A 15,048-nucleotide genomic window follows, 5' to 3' on the forward strand; every position below is an offset into this window, starting at 1 on the left:
ACCCAAACTCGCCTTAAATTTACATGCCTTGATGTATTTGTTGTCTCCGAAACTTGCTTTCAGGAGGTGCATTATGCGTAATCAGCCTGTTTCGCTGGCTCAAGCTATGCACCAATCTGGTCTGGCTACCTCTTTATTTTACGTCATTCTCGAAAAAGCCAAAGATGAGTGTTCAATCGACTTAAATAACCTGATTGCGCTGGCATGTGATATCAATCAGGAAATTTATCATGCGCTTCAGGCGGCGGTTTATAAGGAATGAATCATGAGTCACACATCTTTATATGGATTTAACATCCGTCAAAAATCGCTCGATCTTATCCAGACTGTGAAAAAATCGGCGATGTATTATTGGGAAAGTTTGCTGCCTGCCTGTGGCATTGATATTCCGGCAAAGGGTAAACATGGTGCTTGCCCTATCTGTGGAGGTACTGACCGCTTCCACTTTATTGATGATCACCATAACGGCAACTGGTATTGCCGCCAATGTGACGAGCCAAAATATGGTGATGGGCTGGATTTAGTAGCAAGAACTAAAGGAATCTCCATCACTGAGGCGGCAAAAGTTATTGCTGACGTGCTGGCGTTGCCTTTGCCAGAACCCAAGCCAGCCAAAGAAACCATTTACACAACACAGCCGATTGCTGAAAAAGTGGCAGCATTGATGGCTAAATCTGTCACAGGACATTCCCAATATCTGACCACAAAGGGGCTGCAATGCTCTAATCAGCGATTGCTTGAAGACGGTTCTTTGCTACTGATTTTGCAAAGTACCGAAGGCGAAGTTACCGGAGCGCAGCTTATCAGGCCGGATGGCGAGAAAAAATTGCTATTCGGCAGCCAAAAGAAGGGGTCGTTTATTCCTCTGTCAGCACTGGAAGAGCAACCGGACACGGTGTTGATTACAGAGGGCTACGCCACGGCGCTGACGATCAGTCAGTTATATAACGGTCTGGTTCTGGCCGCACTGGATGAGGGAAATTTATTTCCTGTTGCAAAAGCCGTTCGGGAACGTTGGCCGGACGTAAAAATCATCATTGCAGCAGATAAAGACTGGTACGAACCGGGCGAGCTGGGTAAAGACGGCAAACCCAAAAAGAATGTCGGCAAGATCTCGGCAGAAAGAGCCGCCCTTGCGGTGGATGGTTGGGTCACATTACCACCGGGTAATATCAAAGCTGACTGGGACGATTATCGCCAACAAAACGGTGTAGACATGGCAAAACAGGCGTTTTATCAAGGGCTTTATCAGCCGGAGTCAGTGAAAGAAAAACCAATAAATAAACCGAAAAATGAGAAATCCGTTAAGCCAACATTATGCCAGATGGGAGCCAGCCAACGTGGAGAAGTCTTACTTGAACGCTATGATGGTGATTTGGCATTGGACGGTACTTCGGAAATGGTTCATCACTATGACGGTATTGTTTGGCAGCCGGTCAGTGATCGCGACTTACAGCGGGAAATGGTCGCTGCTTTTATTGAGGCAAAAGCGCCCTATTCTCCCAATGGGATTCGTTCGGCTGTGGATGCCCTGAAATTACAGCTTCCCATGATGCTACCGCCAGAACGTCATTTAATCGGGTTCAGTAATGGGGTGTTTGACCTGAAAACGTGCCAGTTCCGGCCTCATAGCAAAAATGACTGGTTGCTGCTTGCCAGTGATGTGGTGTTCAAAACCTCTGTTTCGGGGCGAAACATGAAAGATCATGCTCCGTATTTTTGGCGTTGGCTCAATCGAGCAGTAGCCAATTGTGAGAACAAGTCAGATCGGGTATTGGCAGCGCTGTTCATGGTTCTGGCGAACCGCTACGACTGGCAGCTTTTTCTGGAAGTGACTGGAGCCGGAGGCAGTGGCAAAAGTATCTTTGCTGAAATCTGTACTATGCTGGCAGGCAAAGGGAATACTGTATCAGCAAACATGTCTGCACTGGAAAACGCACGGGACAGGGCACTGATTGTGGGCTACTCACTCATCATTTTGCCTGATCAAACTCGCTATGTAGGTGATGGTTCAGGCATTAAAGCAATTACGGGCGGGGATGAAGTTTCCATCGACCCTAAGCATAAGCAGCCCTATTCAACTCGTATTCCTGCTGTGGTGCTGGCAGTGAACAATAACGCCATGAGTTTCAGTGATCGCAGTGGTGGAGTATCGCGGCGTCGGGTGATTTTCAAATTTTCTGAAGTCGTGCCGGAACATGAACGCGATCCCTTTCTGCGAGACAAAATAGCGGCGGAATTACCCGTAATTATCCAGCACTTATTTCATCGATTTGCTGACCCGAAAGAAGCAAAGCGTTTACTGGCAGAGCAACAAAAATCCGAAGAAGCGCTAGATATCAAACGTGGCACAGATTCCTTAGTGGATTTTTGCGGTTATCTGATGGCTTCCAGTGAAGCCGACGGCATGTTAATCGGCAATGCGGAAATTCTGCCGTTCAATCCCCGCAAATACCTCTATCACTCCTACCTTGCTTATATGAAAGGCAACAACCTGAATAAACCTGTTTCCGTGACTCGGTTCGGTATGGATATGCCGGGCGCACTGGCCGAATACAGCCAGCATTACCTACGCAAGAAAAGTAAACAGGGCATTCGCAGCAATCTCAGTTTGAATATCGAAGACGCCAATGAATGGCTGCCAAAATTGACAAGGGATAACCTGCCAGAAGAATAATTTTTTTCATCTTGGTAAATATAAAAAAAACATAAAAAAGTGTTCACCACTGTTCATCCTGTCATTAAAACCATAAATATCAATCTATTGAATGGTGAATAGTTATTTTTTAACTATTCACAAGTATTCATACTGTTCACTTTTTTCTTGTTTTTGGTGAAGGATTGAGTGAACAGGGATGATGAGTCTGATTTCAAGTTATCACCCTTTAACCTAATGTATTTAAAAGAGAATATGGCAAGGTGAACAGGGTGAACAGTTTTACCCATAATTCTGTAATAGGGAGGGGGGTAAATAAACAGGGTTTTCTTGGCTGGTTTGGTGTTTTTTTAGGCTCTCCATGTTACCGGGTTAATGTATTAGCCCGGTAACATGGAGAAGACAAGCGCAGCGCGTCAGTGTGTTTTTAATCTGTTGCATTACGTGAAATTCAAGTGAGGTAATCATTTGATTTTATTAACACTTGGCATACGTTACACATTAAACATTCTCTTGTATCTTTGCTGAAGAGCGATTTCGCCCCCTTCCATGATTTCGCAAACATTTTTCCTGACACTTACTTCTTGTAACGCACCAGAAGCCACGGCGTTAATTTGACCTAGATCTTCTAATGCGACCACATACTCTGAGTCACCATTTACAACAATATTCGGGTTATGAGTTACGACAATTATCTGCCTATCTGCTTTGTTTTCGTGTAGCTTTGATACTATTAGGCTAGTAATGAGGCCATTATCCAGGTCATCTTCGGGCTGATCCAAAACGAGGGGATCTGTTCCATAAGACAAAAGAAACGACAGGATTGCTGAAGCTTTTTGTCCAGCAGAACCCTGAGAAACATCCTTAAACCTATTTCCGTCATTAAACTTAATTGCCAACTTATCATCCGGAAACCAAGTCGTTAGAGCATCAAAGCTTTGAGGCTGGAGTTTTTCCATATAGTCAATAAACCTTTTACCCAGCCTTGTACCCCTTACTTCTCCAGACCTAAAATTAAATAGTTCCTGTTTGAAATTGTGAATTTGAGATAGCCATGGTTCTAGGTTACTGGAATCAGACGATCTTGGTGTAGATAACAACTCTGCATTAAGATTGAATAGGAAGCCGCATCCACGATCCAAATCAAACAACTCAGCAGAGTAAACACCATCAGACCGACCTATGATGCTTCTGAACGAAGCATCTAATTTATCCACATCAGAAAACGGCGTTACTTCAACTTGGATTGAAGAGTTCCCTGAAAGATACTGCTCTAAGAACTTAATACGGTTTACAGTTAACTGTTTTCTGCATCCTATTATTTCCTGATATGCAGAATTTATCGAGGAATCTAATTCGCTGACCTGACGACCAATTGGTTCCATTTCTTTTAATGATTGATTAATTGTTTCCCTTTCGCCTATCAGCTTGGCATAATCAGTAGGGCTGCCAATCCCTTCATAATGAAAGCGTTGGACTAGTTTATCATATTGTTCATCAACAGCAATATGAGCTTTGTTGAATTCTGAATTGGCATACCACTCTCTAAATTGAGAAAGCTGCCCCTCAATATCTTCTAGAGATTTGCTGAGACTATTTTTAAAAGATATAGCTGATTTATTCAATTCCTGTAACTTGTCAAATAACTCTGCTTCGCTCGTAACTTGTGCATCGAATGTATCCATGTTGATCGTTGGTGTAGGAACCGAGCTAATTAAAGACCCAGTTTGGATCTTGATATTTTCGATATCTGCTTCGCATTGTAAAACGCTAGATTTTTTTGCTCTAATGACCTGATAGCTATTTAGAATTTCTTTATGGTCAGATTGTTCTAATGTTTTAATCTTTTGCTCTACATCAGATAGTTGCCCTAACAAAATATTTTTATTTGATAGTCTAGATTGAAGCTCTCGTCTCTGGCTGCATAGTGTTTGGAAGTGACTGTTTTTTTCTGCCCATTCCATCTTCCATTGCTGGAAACCAACAGTTGAAGACTCATCTATCAATCGGAGAAGAGCATTAGGGTTTTTAGCCAGGTCGAAAATTTGCTTCTGACTAAATATCTTTATTGGAAAACGAGAGTGAGCCTCTCCTTCTTCAGGAACCCAATTTTCACCATCATAGCGACAAATCGAAACTTCGTTACTTTTTCTTTTCCAAGTTAGAAGGTAATGAACATCATCTCTTGTATAAACACAACTAACTTTTGTATCCGCTAGCATGACTCCTTCGGAGTCTCTGGAAGTAGATATTTTTATGAAGCTTTCGAAGGAGCGGCGAATTTCATTTTCGCTACTTAACCCACATATGTCTCTAGCTCTATCCATACCTAAACGTATAAATTCAAGGACAGAAGACTTGCCACTTCCTCGACCACCAATAATTGAATTTAGCCAAGGATTGAATTCGATTGTTAAAGGGGAAGACCGACCCGCATATTTAGCATTTTCAACAGTTACAGATCGCAACAAGGTATTTGAAGCACGATTTGGATCGGTAGTTTCGTTATCTGATCGAATTAGGGAAGAAGAACCATCAACCAAGGCTAGCTTAAGCCCTTCAATAGAAGGAGATGACATTTTGACCCATGTATACGCTCTCCCAATATCTTTCGGATGATGAGCATCGGAGCCAATTATTGATGGTAGTTCAAGATTTAGATTAGTGTACCTTGATAAAGGAGCATCGGGTCTTATCTGATCAGGAAATATTATCTCAATTGCGTTTGCACGCTCGCAGACTTGCCTGATGGTGTGTGAAGAAGTTTGCTGACAAAGCCCCGCCTTCATATCAATATGAGCTGGTATTGCTACGCCCCCAGCGGAAACTATTTCTTTTATTACGTTTTCAGCACTCTCTTCAGCTACCGAGTTACTATCACCTTTTGTGCCTCGGAATTTTGAAACACCGACAATAGCATTAATATCTGCTGAAGTAGCACTTGGATCGAAAATCCCCAAAACATGTATGTTTGAGTTAGCCGTTATTTCTACACCAGGAAAAATGTAAATTGAATAACCTTCAGCTCTTAAGTTCTCTGCTGCATCTTTAAGTCCATCAATCCACTCACCAGTGTTATGATCTGTGACTGCAACACACTCAATACCTTTAGCTATATAATCTAATAGCCAATCTTTTGGGGTTTTTGAGGTTTTTAAATTGCTATCCGCTTTTCCATAGTCAAAAGAAGCTGGCGTATGTGTATGAAAATCGAACTTCCACCATCTTGCTCCAACAAAACTCATTTTTACATCCTTAAGTTGGCTTTGTTTCCTAAAAGAATGATCCACTGCTGCTTGTGCTTTGCCAGCCACTTTCCCAGCTTGAATTTCTTGCTCCGCTGTGTGTTCAAAAGAAACAAAAAGATTTTAATCCTATTTGAGTACCTAAAAACAAGTCAGATTCACTATTAGGAAACAAAGCCCCTTATGTTCGATTTACTTAATAGAGTGCTAACATTTTGATAGTGTGCATGCGCAGTTATCACTTTTGTCTCTGGAAAAATGGGACTACGTTTTTCGTGTAAACTCAGTTAGTTATCTGGATTTGTACTGATAACTTTACGGGCAACATGTGCATGCACAATATCCTCATCAGCAAGTCGCACTTAGTTCGTCTGATGGAGCATTCAACATACTGAAAAATAACGATATTTTTTAATATAACCGACGAAAATGTGCATTGTATACGGACGAAGTGTGTACAATGACTTCTCATGAATCGAATTACCTGTATCTCGATTCATAGGACGGCTAACTCACTTTGGGGTAAAAACGAGTTAGTCATCACTCAAACTAATAGTTGCTTTTGTACAAAGCAATCCGTCAAATCTGACTATACACTATAATCTTTAATTTATAGATTACAAATCCTTATAAGGGAAGGACGCTGCTTTGATTAGGATAATAATATAAGTGTGTGGATCACAGAGATAAAAGATTTATTCCATGTGTCTATAAAAATCTCCCTCTCACTTGCCACTATCAAAAAGATTCGTTAACCTAAGTTCGTTCAATCACCATCACCGATGGTCACCAATGCTTCCTATAGTCTGAAAGGAAGCGCTTTCGAGCGACTAGGAAAACTCCCGTAGCCTGGAAGGGAGAGCGAACCTTGCGGTACATCTGCGCACTTTTGGAAGCAGATATCGCCGGACACATAACCCACCGTCCGGCGATGAAGGTTTTTTTAACTAATAGAGTACCAACGGTACTTAGGCGCGTTAGGTTGTGATTTTCATTACCTTTCGTAGCTGGCTTCAGGGTGGGGAAGATCCACTCTTAGGTAAGCAAGAATATTTGCTTACTTTTCACATTAGCGTCAGGTGATAAAACCCATCAGCCTTACGCACTATGGGGTTGAGTTACGTCTCGATCTCATTTCACCTCAATGAGCAGGATTGCTTTCGCGCATCTCGCTCATGCTTAGCTATGTCTGCTTGAAATATTTAGCGGGCGGCTTCTCTACACCTAAACAATTGCTTATTGCTACCGTTTGAGCCTTAACCTTGCGGCGTTTTGCTGTGCCTATTGGCATTTCAACGCTCGCACCACTTTTGCTGACTGTTTGCGGACTTAAGGCGTCACTTTTTGCGGATTTATCGCTGAAAGTGACGCCGCAGCAAAAGGACAACATGACGATAACAGGCTCATGCCTGCTTAACAGCGCAGTGAATCTGACACTGCATTTTATAGATTGAAAAAGCATCAAAAGGAGAACTTGACGATATCGAGGCTGGTTTTTTTGCCAGTGGGGATGACCTGTTTATACAGGCGGCAGTACTGAGTACTCAACCGATACCCCGCAATACCTCAACCCGCGTTCACTCTGGCGCACAGATATCCGTCAAGGACAAAGCAGGCATTTCCTGTTTTGTCAGCACTGTCGCGCGCCAGAGATTGCATGTTGAAAGGTTAAGTAGGGGAATCAGATGAGCCGATTGATTAAGGAATTAAAATTTTTTGCCCGGCAGGGTGGCGGCAGCCATAAAACCTGCCATGACCGCACTCGGATTGCGGGGCGTTTGGGCGCGTTGTTATTGAGCCTGAATATTCAGGTTAAAAGTCTCGGACACTTGAAAGCCAAGCATGTAGAACATTACGTTGATGCCCGTTTATCTCAGGGCATTGCTAAACGAACAGTACAGAATGAAATGTCTGCGCTGCGTAATATTTTCCGCATGGCAGGCCGGAAGAAACTGGAAACTTCTCCGCGTTTGAGCAATAAGGCGTTGGGATTAAATGGAGCCAGCCGCGCCGGAACGAAACAGGCGATCCCTGATGCCACGTTTCAGGTTGTTTATCAGAAGGCACTTGAGCGTGATGCCGGATTTGCAGTCACACTGAAACTTGCCCGCTTGATGGGACTGCGTTCTCAGGAAGCAGTGCAATGTAGTGCTTCACTGAAAAGTTGGCGGAAGCAGTTAGAACAACCAGAACCGAAACTTCATGTTGTTTTCGGTACAAAAGGCGGCCGGCCAAGACAAACTCGCGTACTGGATGTTGCTGCGGTGAAAGAAGCTGTAGAGCAGGCCATTGCTATTGCAGAACAACGCGGTGGCAGGTTGATTGATAAACCGGATCTCAAACAGGCCATGAACTATTGGCGAACCCATACCACAAGGATTGGTTTAAAGGGCTGCCATTCTCCCCACAGTTTGCGTTATGCATGGGCACAGGATGCACTGGCGTTTTACCAACAAAATGGCTTTAGCCGCCAAGAAGCACGAGCATTGGTCTCAATGGATTTAGGGCATGGGGATGGTCGTGGGCGTTATGTGGAACGAGTTTACAGTCAGGGAGGGCAGGAATGATGGAAACTCTGACTTTCATTCGTCTGGACTATGTGATGAAAAAGACCGGATTGGAAAAATCACAAATCGATCATTTGATTCGGCAGGGAAGTTTTCCTAAACCTCGCAGGCTGGGTATCCGTTCTATGCTATGGATGGCAAAAGAAGTTGATGAATGGGCGGCAAATAAAGCCAGTAAGGTTCCTAACCTATTGAATTGAGACTGAGTTAGTGATTGGTATTAGTGATTCAGTTATTGAGTCAGATAAAACAATCAGTTAAAGTAATCCCGCCATTGGCAAAATCCGATGGTCAAGGTTTAGCAGCCTTGTGTACCCAAACACTGGTAGGATATTTCTGCCAGTGCGCTTGCTATCACCCTTTCAATGGTGGTTCAGGTGGGGGAGGCTTCGGCCTCGCCGGTGGGTACTCCGGTCTGCTAACCCTGCTTGAATCACCACCATCAATGATTAATTAATGGAAGGGGTAGCAGGAATGAATAACGTTAGAAATGACTGGCATCAAGCCGATATTATTGCTGCATTACGTAAACGTGGTACAACCTTGGCGGCTGTCTCCCGTGAAGCGGGACTCAGTTCATCGACATTAGCAAACGCATTAAGCCGCCCGTGGCCTAAAGGCGAATGGATTATTGCTAATTATCTCAACATTCACCCATCTGAAATCTGGCCTAGCCGTTATTTTGATATGAACGGTAATCTTATCGAACGCAAAATTCGCGAGAAATTAGCAGGATAATTATTTTAATACTGCAAAACATCAGGGAAATAGTCACCTCATCTCATGACCTACTGTGTTGTTTGCTTTGATGAGGTGGCACAATGGGTTATCCGTCACCGAAATCTTTAATACCTTCCGATGAAATGCGCTGCAACCTCCTGTCACAAGGTCAGAACGTTTAGTGTACTGAACTACTCACTGGCAACGAGTCATAAATTCAACCCTTCTTTTACTGTAGGCAGTGAATTCTGATATGCTCTGCAAAATATTTTGTTCTCATGTTTTCTTGTGTCTGCGTCTTTGTGTGGTGAACGGTATATCAATCGGTGTATCACTTTTCGTAAAAAGATACCTGATTTTATTTTAATTCTTATTTAAAAATATATAGTTATGAATGAACTAAAACATATTGTAGAAGTGATGATCTCCGAGCAGGAGGTTAAGCAACGTATTGCTGAGCTGGGGCAACAGATTACAGAGCACTATCGTAATAGTGATTGTGAATTAGTGCTGGTTGGCCTGTTGAGAGGATCGTTTATCTTTATGGCAGATTTATGCCGTGAAGTTCAGGTTCCCCACGAAGTGGATTTTATGACAGCATCCAGCTATGGCAATGAAATGAGTTCTACCCGCGATGTGAAAATCCTTAAGGATTTGGATGAGGACATTCGTGGTAAAGATGTGTTGATCGTTGAAGATATTATCGACTCAGGCAATACATTAAACAAAATCCGTGAGATTCTGGCGTTGCGTGAACCTAATTCACTGGCAATTTGTACTTTGTTGAACAAACCATCTCGCCGTGAAGTCGATGTTCCAGTTGAGTGGATTGGTTATTCCATTGAAGATAAATTTGTTGTCGGTTACGGCATTGACTATGCACAGCATTATCGCCATCTGCCTTATATCGGGCATGTCACCTTGCTGGAAGATTAATATTTTCGATAAGCAGAAATAATCAATACGGTATAAGTAAATGGCAGCTTTTTTGCTGCCATTTATTTTTCTAATTAATAGGTTGTCTTTCGAACGATTATTTTGTTTGGGATAATTTGGAAATAGCCTGACGGTAATTGAGCTCCAATTTTTCACGGCTGTCAGCTGTAATATCCAGATCATGTAACTCACCATCCTTTAAGCCATACACCCAACCATGGAGCATCACTTTCTGCCCGCGTTTCCATGCGGATTGCATAATGGTTGAATGGCCGAGATTGTAAACCTGTTCAATGACATTCAATTCACACAAGCGATTTAGCCTATCATTAGGAGGTAACTCACCAAGCATGGAACTGTGTTTGTACCATAAATCACGGACATGGAGCAGCCAGTTATTGATTAACCCTAACTCAGTGCCGTCCACCGCAGCTTCAATACCACCACAACCGTAGTGACCACAGATAATGATGTGTTCAACCTGTAAAACATCAACGGCATATTGTACAACAGATAAACAGTTTAAATCGGTATGGATAACGAGATTAGCGACGTTGCGATGAACAAAAAGATCGCCTGGTGCTGCGTCAATCAATTTTTCGGCAGGTACTCGGCTATCAGAACAGCCTATCCACAGAAAATGAGGTTTTTGCGCTTTTGATAATTCTTTGAAAAAAAGTGGGTTTTCTTCATTTACGGACTTTGACCACTGCTTGTTCCTCGCAAACAGCTCTTCAATTTTTCTCATCATAACAAATAGCCTGGTAACGTTTTTGAGATAGAATCATATACAACATTAATTGAGAATTTAATATTTAATTGAGGAATGTTTTTTATTTACCCCCTACCATTGCTAAGAAATAGGGAAAAAATAATGGCATAATTTCTATCTTGCAGCAGTCAGGAATAGCAAATAATAAAGGTATTTTTTACTTATGGTTTATGCATTGGAATTGACGCAGCTCACGAAAGTCTATGAGAGTGGAGTGAAAGCGCTGCGAGGAATTGATTTGTGTGTAGAAGCCGGTGATTTCTACGCCCTTTTAGGGCCAAATGGCGCGGGGAAATCCACCACTATAGGTATTATTAGTTCCTTGGTGAATAAAAGTGGGGGTAAGGTCAAGGTCTTTGGTTACGATATTGATACGGCTCTCGTTAATGCTAAACGGCAACTCGGCCTTGTTCCACAGGAATTTAATTTCAACCCATTCGAGACGGTGATCCAAATTGTATTAAACCAAGCGGGATATTATGGTGTCCCGCGGAATGTGGCATTGGAGAGAGCAGAAACCTATCTTACTCAGTTGGATCTATGGGAAAAACGTAACGAACGGGCAATTCGTTTGTCTGGCGGCATGAAACGGCGTTTAATGATTGCCCGTGCTCTAATGCACCAGCCAAAATTGTTGATCCTTGATGAACCCACGGCAGGGGTGGATATCGAACTACGCCGATCTATGTGGGACTTTTTGAGAGAATTGAATGCGCAAGGAACGACTATCATTCTGACGACTCATTACCTTGAAGAGGCTGAGATGCTGTGCCGAAACATCGGCATTATCCAACATGGCGAGCTAGTGGAAAACACAAGCATGAAGAACCTGCTTAGCCAACTTGAAAGCGAAACATTCTTGCTCGACTTATCAGTGAAAGGGGAAAAGCCGGTTGTTGAGGGTTACGATTACCGTCTGATTGATGCAGTAACGCTGGAAGTAGATGTAAAACGTGGGCAGGGATTAAATGATGTTTTCTCCCAGCTAAGTAAGCAGGGTATACAAATCAGCAGCATGCGTAACAAAGCTAATCGTCTTGAAGAGCTGTTTGTCGGATTAACCAATAATAAAGGGGAGAGGTAATGATCCAACTGTATTGGGTGGCTCTGAAAACTATTTGGATTAAAGAAGTCACCCGTTTTGGTCGTATTTGGGTGCAGACATTACTACCGCCAGTGATCACTATGTCCCTTTATTTCGTTATTTTCGGCAATCTGGTCGGTTCCCGCATTGGCGAAATGGGGGGCGTTGGTTATATGCAGTTTATTGTACCTGGGTTGATCATGATGTCAGTGATCACCAACTCTTACGCTAACGTTTCTTCATCTTTCTTTGGCGCTAAGTTCCAGCATAGCATTGAAGAAGTACTGGTTGCTCCGGTTCCAACCCATGTCATCATTGCTGGATTTGTGGGGGGCGGGGTAGCCCGTGGGGTATGTGTTGGCATTCTGGTGACATTGGTTTCACTATTGTTCGTACCATTGCAGATACATTCATGGGGAATGGTGGTGATCACTTTGCTGGCAACGTCGATTCTATTTTCGTTGGCGGGGCTATTGAATGCCATTTTTGCGAAAACATTCGATGATATTAGTATCATTCCAACATTTGTTCTGACTCCGTTGACCTATCTGGGGGGCGTATTCTACTCCCTTACCCTGTTGCCTACTTTTTGGCAGATAGTGTCAAAGCTAAACCCCATCGTCTATATGGTCAGTGGCTTCCGTTATGGATTTCTCGGTATTATGGATGTTTCTCTGGCGATGACATTAGGTATGTTAGGGATCTTTATTGCTGGATTCTATGGATTAGCCTGGTATCTCATTGAATCAGGGAGAGGGCTCAGAACTTAAGCTAAAATTTAATACTCCGCCGTTGATGGCGGCGGAGTGGCGATACACACGCATCTACAATTAAAATCAGGCAGCTAAAATAACCTGCTGATTATCAATCAGTCGTGTTTGTCCCAACCATGCCGCCATCAGGATCACGGCTTTTTTACTTTGTGCCGTTAATGGCAGCAGGTTTTCTGCATCACGGATAAATAACTCATCCGGCATAAAGCCTTCTTCCCGCAAATGGGCAGATGCCAGTTCAATGAGTCGCTCAGTATCGTGTTCGCCATTTTTCAGCCTTTCTGCCATACATTGCATAATCTTATTCAGCAAGGGCGCAATTTTTTTCTCTTCAGCGGACAGAAGGTTATTACGTGAGCTTAGCGCCAATCCATTTTTATCACGGACAATCGGCACAGAAACCAATGTAATATCGTAAGCCATATCTGCAATCATCTTGCGGATAATCTGTAATTGCTGGAAATCTTTTTCGCCGAAATAAACCAGATCGGGCTGGATCAGGTTAAACAATTTGCTGACAACGGTTGTGACGCCCCGGAAATGTCCTGGTCGGCTGGCACCTTCAAGGATATAAGAAAGTTCGGGTACTTCGACAAAAGTTTGGTTGCCGTTTAAACCATGTGGGTACATTTCGTTAGCATTAGGGGCGAATACCAACTCGACATTGCGACGGCTCAGTTTTTCGCAATCTTCCTGCAAGGTGCGAGGATAATTGACCAGATCGTCTTCTCGATCAAATTGCATCGGGTTGACGAAAATGCTGACGATCACAACGTCAGCCTGTGCTTTGGCGGTATCAACTAACGCCATATGACCATCATGCAGGTTTCCCATCGTAGGGACGAAGGCAATACGTTTGCCTGCCTGGCGCCAGCGACGGATTTCTCGGCGTAAAATGGGGATCGTTTCTATAATCAGCATTGCTGTACTCCCTTAATTAGTCGTCATGCTGGAGAATAATCAGTTGAATGAGTGTGCCTGGTCAGGATAGGCGCCGCTTTCTACGTGTTCAATATACAGGCGGATAGCATCCCTTATATTGCCAGTTTCTGCGAGGAAGTTTTTGGCAAATTTTGGAGGTCTTGCTGTGATACCCAGGGCATCATGCATAACCAGAATTTGACCGTCAGTCATATTACCTGCCCCAATGCCAATAACCGGAATTTCCAGTGCTTCAGTGATACGCTGCGCTAGTGCCGTCGGAACACATTCTAACACCAGGAGTTGCATGCCTGCTTTTTCCAAAGCAATCGCATCGTCAAATAACTTTTGAGCCGAGGTGTCATCGCGTCCCTGAACTTTATAGCCTCCAAGTACATTGACTGATTGTGGCGTCAGGCCTAAATGACCGCAAACAGGGACGGCTCGCTCGGTCAGCATTTTGACGGTCTCACATAGCCAATCTCCACCTTCAATTTTGACCATATTGGCACCAGAGCGCATTAGTGCAGCCGCATTGTTAAAACTTTGTTCGGGGGTTGCGTAGCTCATGAAAGGCATATCCGCGATGAGAAAAGCATGGGAGGCGCCAGCGCGAACACTTCGGGTGTGGTAAGAAATATCGTCAACAGTGACAGGTAGGGTAGAATCAAATCCCTGTATGGTCATGCCGAGTGAGTCACCAATGAGCATGACATTAATGCCTTGTTCGGCGAAAAGGTGGGCGAAACTGGCATCGTAGGCGGTGATGGTTGCAAATTTGCGCTTGTCTTTTTTTAACTGATTTAGATCAGCCAGAGTTGTTGGCTTCATCATTCTCTCCTGAATAGTTAGTTATACCCTCTGTTTTTCCGTTGCCCCTCTACAACAAACTATAACCAAAGCGTCAGGCCATTTTCCGGTACTTTTTTTAATTGCTCTGCCAGCGTTTCTCCATCGGGAAACACAAGGTCTGGGGCAATTTCTGCAAGTGGATAAAGCATAAATTCACGCTGTTTTAACCCATAGTGGGGAACCGTCAAGCGTTCGGTGTTGATGATGTGATTACCAAACAGCATGATGTCCAAATCGAGCGTTCTCGGCCCCCAGCGTTCGCCTTTACGAACGCGTCCTTGTTCCAGTTCGATCGCTTGGGTGTGATCAAGCAATGTTTCTGGGGATAATTGGGTTTCCAATACAACGGCAAGGTTGAGGTAATCGGGTTGATCCTGTGGCCCCATTGGTTTGGTTCGGTAAAAAGATGAGCGAACAATAAAAGTGGTATCAGGGATCTTTTTCAGGGCAGCAAGTGCATTATTGACTTGCTGCAAAGGGTTAGCCAGATTACTGCCAATGGCGATATAGGCTCGAGTCATA

General features: G+C 43.5%; 14 protein-coding genes. 9 read left to right on the forward strand and 5 right to left on the reverse strand.

All coding sequences use genetic code 11. The features are described from left to right. Positions 1 to 73 precede the first annotated feature (73 nt). Both WDV74_RS03370 and WDV74_RS03375 read left to right on the forward strand, forming a co-directional pair. Positions 74 to 262: a hypothetical protein gene (locus WDV74_RS03370; RefSeq protein WP_338884599.1), complete on the forward strand. Its 189-nt coding sequence runs from the start codon at positions 74 to 76 to the stop codon at positions 260 to 262. A gap of 3 nt (positions 263 to 265) precedes the next feature. Further along, complete coding sequence (locus tag WDV74_RS03375; RefSeq protein ID WP_338884601.1) at positions 266 to 2,677, forward strand: DUF5906 domain-containing protein; 2,412 nt, start codon at positions 266 to 268, stop codon at positions 2,675 to 2,677. A 473-nt stretch (positions 2,678 to 3,150) separates the two neighbouring features. On the opposite strand, the gene WDV74_RS03380 is transcribed toward WDV74_RS03375, so the two are convergent. Next, complete coding sequence (locus WDV74_RS03380; protein ID WP_338884602.1) at positions 3,151 to 5,970, reverse strand: TrlF family AAA-like ATPase; 2,820 nt, start codon at positions 5,968 to 5,970, stop codon at positions 3,151 to 3,153. Between the two features lie 1,616 nt (positions 5,971 to 7,586). On the opposite strand from WDV74_RS03380, the gene WDV74_RS03385 reads away from it, so the two are divergent. The 5 genes from WDV74_RS03385 (at position 7,587) to hpt (ending at position 10,124) form a co-directional block, all read left to right on the forward strand. Then, positions 7,587 to 8,468 (forward strand): integrase domain-containing protein, encoded by an 882-nt coding sequence (locus WDV74_RS03385; protein ID WP_338884603.1) that lies wholly within the window; start codon positions 7,587 to 7,589, stop codon positions 8,466 to 8,468. Then, entirely contained in the window at positions 8,465 to 8,668 is a 204-nt protein-coding gene (locus WDV74_RS03390; protein ID WP_338884604.1) for an AlpA family phage regulatory protein, read from the forward strand. Before WDV74_RS03385 ends, WDV74_RS03390 begins: the two co-directional genes overlap by 4 nt. A gap of 35 nt (positions 8,669 to 8,703) precedes the next feature. Then, positions 8,704 to 8,925, forward strand: coding sequence for a hypothetical protein (locus WDV74_RS03395; RefSeq protein ID WP_139216981.1), 222 nt, complete (start codon positions 8,704 to 8,706; stop codon positions 8,923 to 8,925). A 17-nt stretch (positions 8,926 to 8,942) separates the two neighbouring features. Continuing rightward, positions 8,943 to 9,206: a helix-turn-helix transcriptional regulator gene (locus tag WDV74_RS03400; RefSeq protein ID WP_338884606.1), complete on the forward strand. Its 264-nt coding sequence runs from the start codon at positions 8,943 to 8,945 to the stop codon at positions 9,204 to 9,206. A 372-nt stretch (positions 9,207 to 9,578) separates the two neighbouring features. Then, complete coding sequence (gene hpt, locus WDV74_RS03405; protein WP_338884607.1) at positions 9,579 to 10,124, forward strand: hypoxanthine phosphoribosyltransferase; 546 nt, start codon at positions 9,579 to 9,581, stop codon at positions 10,122 to 10,124. Positions 10,125 to 10,221: 97 nt separating this feature from the next. Here the strand turns inward: hpt and can are convergent, their stop codons facing one another. Beyond that, complete coding sequence (gene can, locus WDV74_RS03410; RefSeq protein ID WP_338884609.1) at positions 10,222 to 10,875, reverse strand: carbonate dehydratase; 654 nt, start codon at positions 10,873 to 10,875, stop codon at positions 10,222 to 10,224. A 184-nt stretch (positions 10,876 to 11,059) separates the two neighbouring features. Here can and WDV74_RS03415 point away from each other — a divergent pair, with 184 nt between their 5' ends. Next, positions 11,060 to 11,980: an ABC transporter ATP-binding protein gene (locus tag WDV74_RS03415; protein WP_338884610.1), complete on the forward strand. Its 921-nt coding sequence runs from the start codon at positions 11,060 to 11,062 to the stop codon at positions 11,978 to 11,980. After that, positions 11,980 to 12,750 (forward strand): ABC transporter permease, encoded by a 771-nt coding sequence (locus tag WDV74_RS03420; protein WP_338884611.1) that lies wholly within the window; start codon positions 11,980 to 11,982, stop codon positions 12,748 to 12,750. The genes WDV74_RS03415 and WDV74_RS03420 overlap by 1 nt, the downstream gene beginning before the upstream one ends. Positions 12,751 to 12,816: 66 nt before the next feature. On the opposite strand, the gene panC is transcribed toward WDV74_RS03420, so the two are convergent. The 3 genes from panC to folK are packed head-to-tail and all read right to left on the reverse strand — an operon-like array spanning position 12,817 to position 15,047. Beyond that, the gene (gene panC / locus WDV74_RS03425) at positions 12,817 to 13,674 is read right to left on the reverse strand and encodes a pantoate--beta-alanine ligase (RefSeq protein ID WP_338884612.1); all 858 of its coding nucleotides are present in this window, start codon (positions 13,672 to 13,674) and stop codon (positions 12,817 to 12,819) included. Between the two features lie 39 nt (positions 13,675 to 13,713). After that, a complete protein-coding gene (panB, locus tag WDV74_RS03430) occupies positions 13,714 to 14,505 on the reverse strand; it encodes a 3-methyl-2-oxobutanoate hydroxymethyltransferase (RefSeq protein WP_338884613.1) in 792 nt (263 codons plus the stop codon). 59 nt (positions 14,506 to 14,564) lie between these two features. Continuing rightward, positions 14,565 to 15,047, reverse strand: coding sequence for a 2-amino-4-hydroxy-6-hydroxymethyldihydropteridine diphosphokinase (folK, locus tag WDV74_RS03435; protein ID WP_338884615.1), 483 nt, complete (start codon positions 15,045 to 15,047; stop codon positions 14,565 to 14,567). Between the last annotated feature and the right edge of the window lies 1 nt (position 15,048).

The sequence above is a fragment of the Xenorhabdus sp. TH1 genome, from assembly GCF_037260955.1.
Taxonomy (GTDB): Bacteria; Pseudomonadota; Gammaproteobacteria; order Enterobacterales; family Enterobacteriaceae; genus Xenorhabdus; species Xenorhabdus griffiniae.

Coding starts and splice junctions, on each gene's coding strand:
- panB (WP_338884613.1), bottom strand. CDS start 14,505: ATGAAGCCAACAACTCTGGCTGATCTAAATCAGTTAAAAAAAGACAAG.
- folK (WP_338884615.1), bottom strand. CDS start 15,047: ATGACTCGAGCCTATATCGCCATTGGCAGTAATCTGGCTAACCCTTTG.
- WDV74_RS03420 (WP_338884611.1), top strand. CDS start 11,980: ATGATCCAACTGTATTGGGTGGCTCTGAAAACTATTTGGATTAAAGAA.
- WDV74_RS03415 (WP_338884610.1), top strand. CDS start 11,060: ATGGTTTATGCATTGGAATTGACGCAGCTCACGAAAGTCTATGAGAGT.
- WDV74_RS03370 (WP_338884599.1), top strand. CDS start 74: ATGCGTAATCAGCCTGTTTCGCTGGCTCAAGCTATGCACCAATCTGGT.
- WDV74_RS03375 (WP_338884601.1), top strand. CDS start 266: ATGAGTCACACATCTTTATATGGATTTAACATCCGTCAAAAATCGCTC.
- WDV74_RS03385 (WP_338884603.1), top strand. CDS start 7,587: ATGAGCCGATTGATTAAGGAATTAAAATTTTTTGCCCGGCAGGGTGGC.
- WDV74_RS03390 (WP_338884604.1), top strand. CDS start 8,465: ATGATGGAAACTCTGACTTTCATTCGTCTGGACTATGTGATGAAAAAG.
- WDV74_RS03400 (WP_338884606.1), top strand. CDS start 8,943: ATGAATAACGTTAGAAATGACTGGCATCAAGCCGATATTATTGCTGCA.
- hpt (WP_338884607.1), top strand. CDS start 9,579: ATGAATGAACTAAAACATATTGTAGAAGTGATGATCTCCGAGCAGGAG.
- can (WP_338884609.1), bottom strand. CDS start 10,875: ATGATGAGAAAAATTGAAGAGCTGTTTGCGAGGAACAAGCAGTGGTCA.
- panC (WP_338884612.1), bottom strand. CDS start 13,674: ATGCTGATTATAGAAACGATCCCCATTTTACGCCGAGAAATCCGTCGC.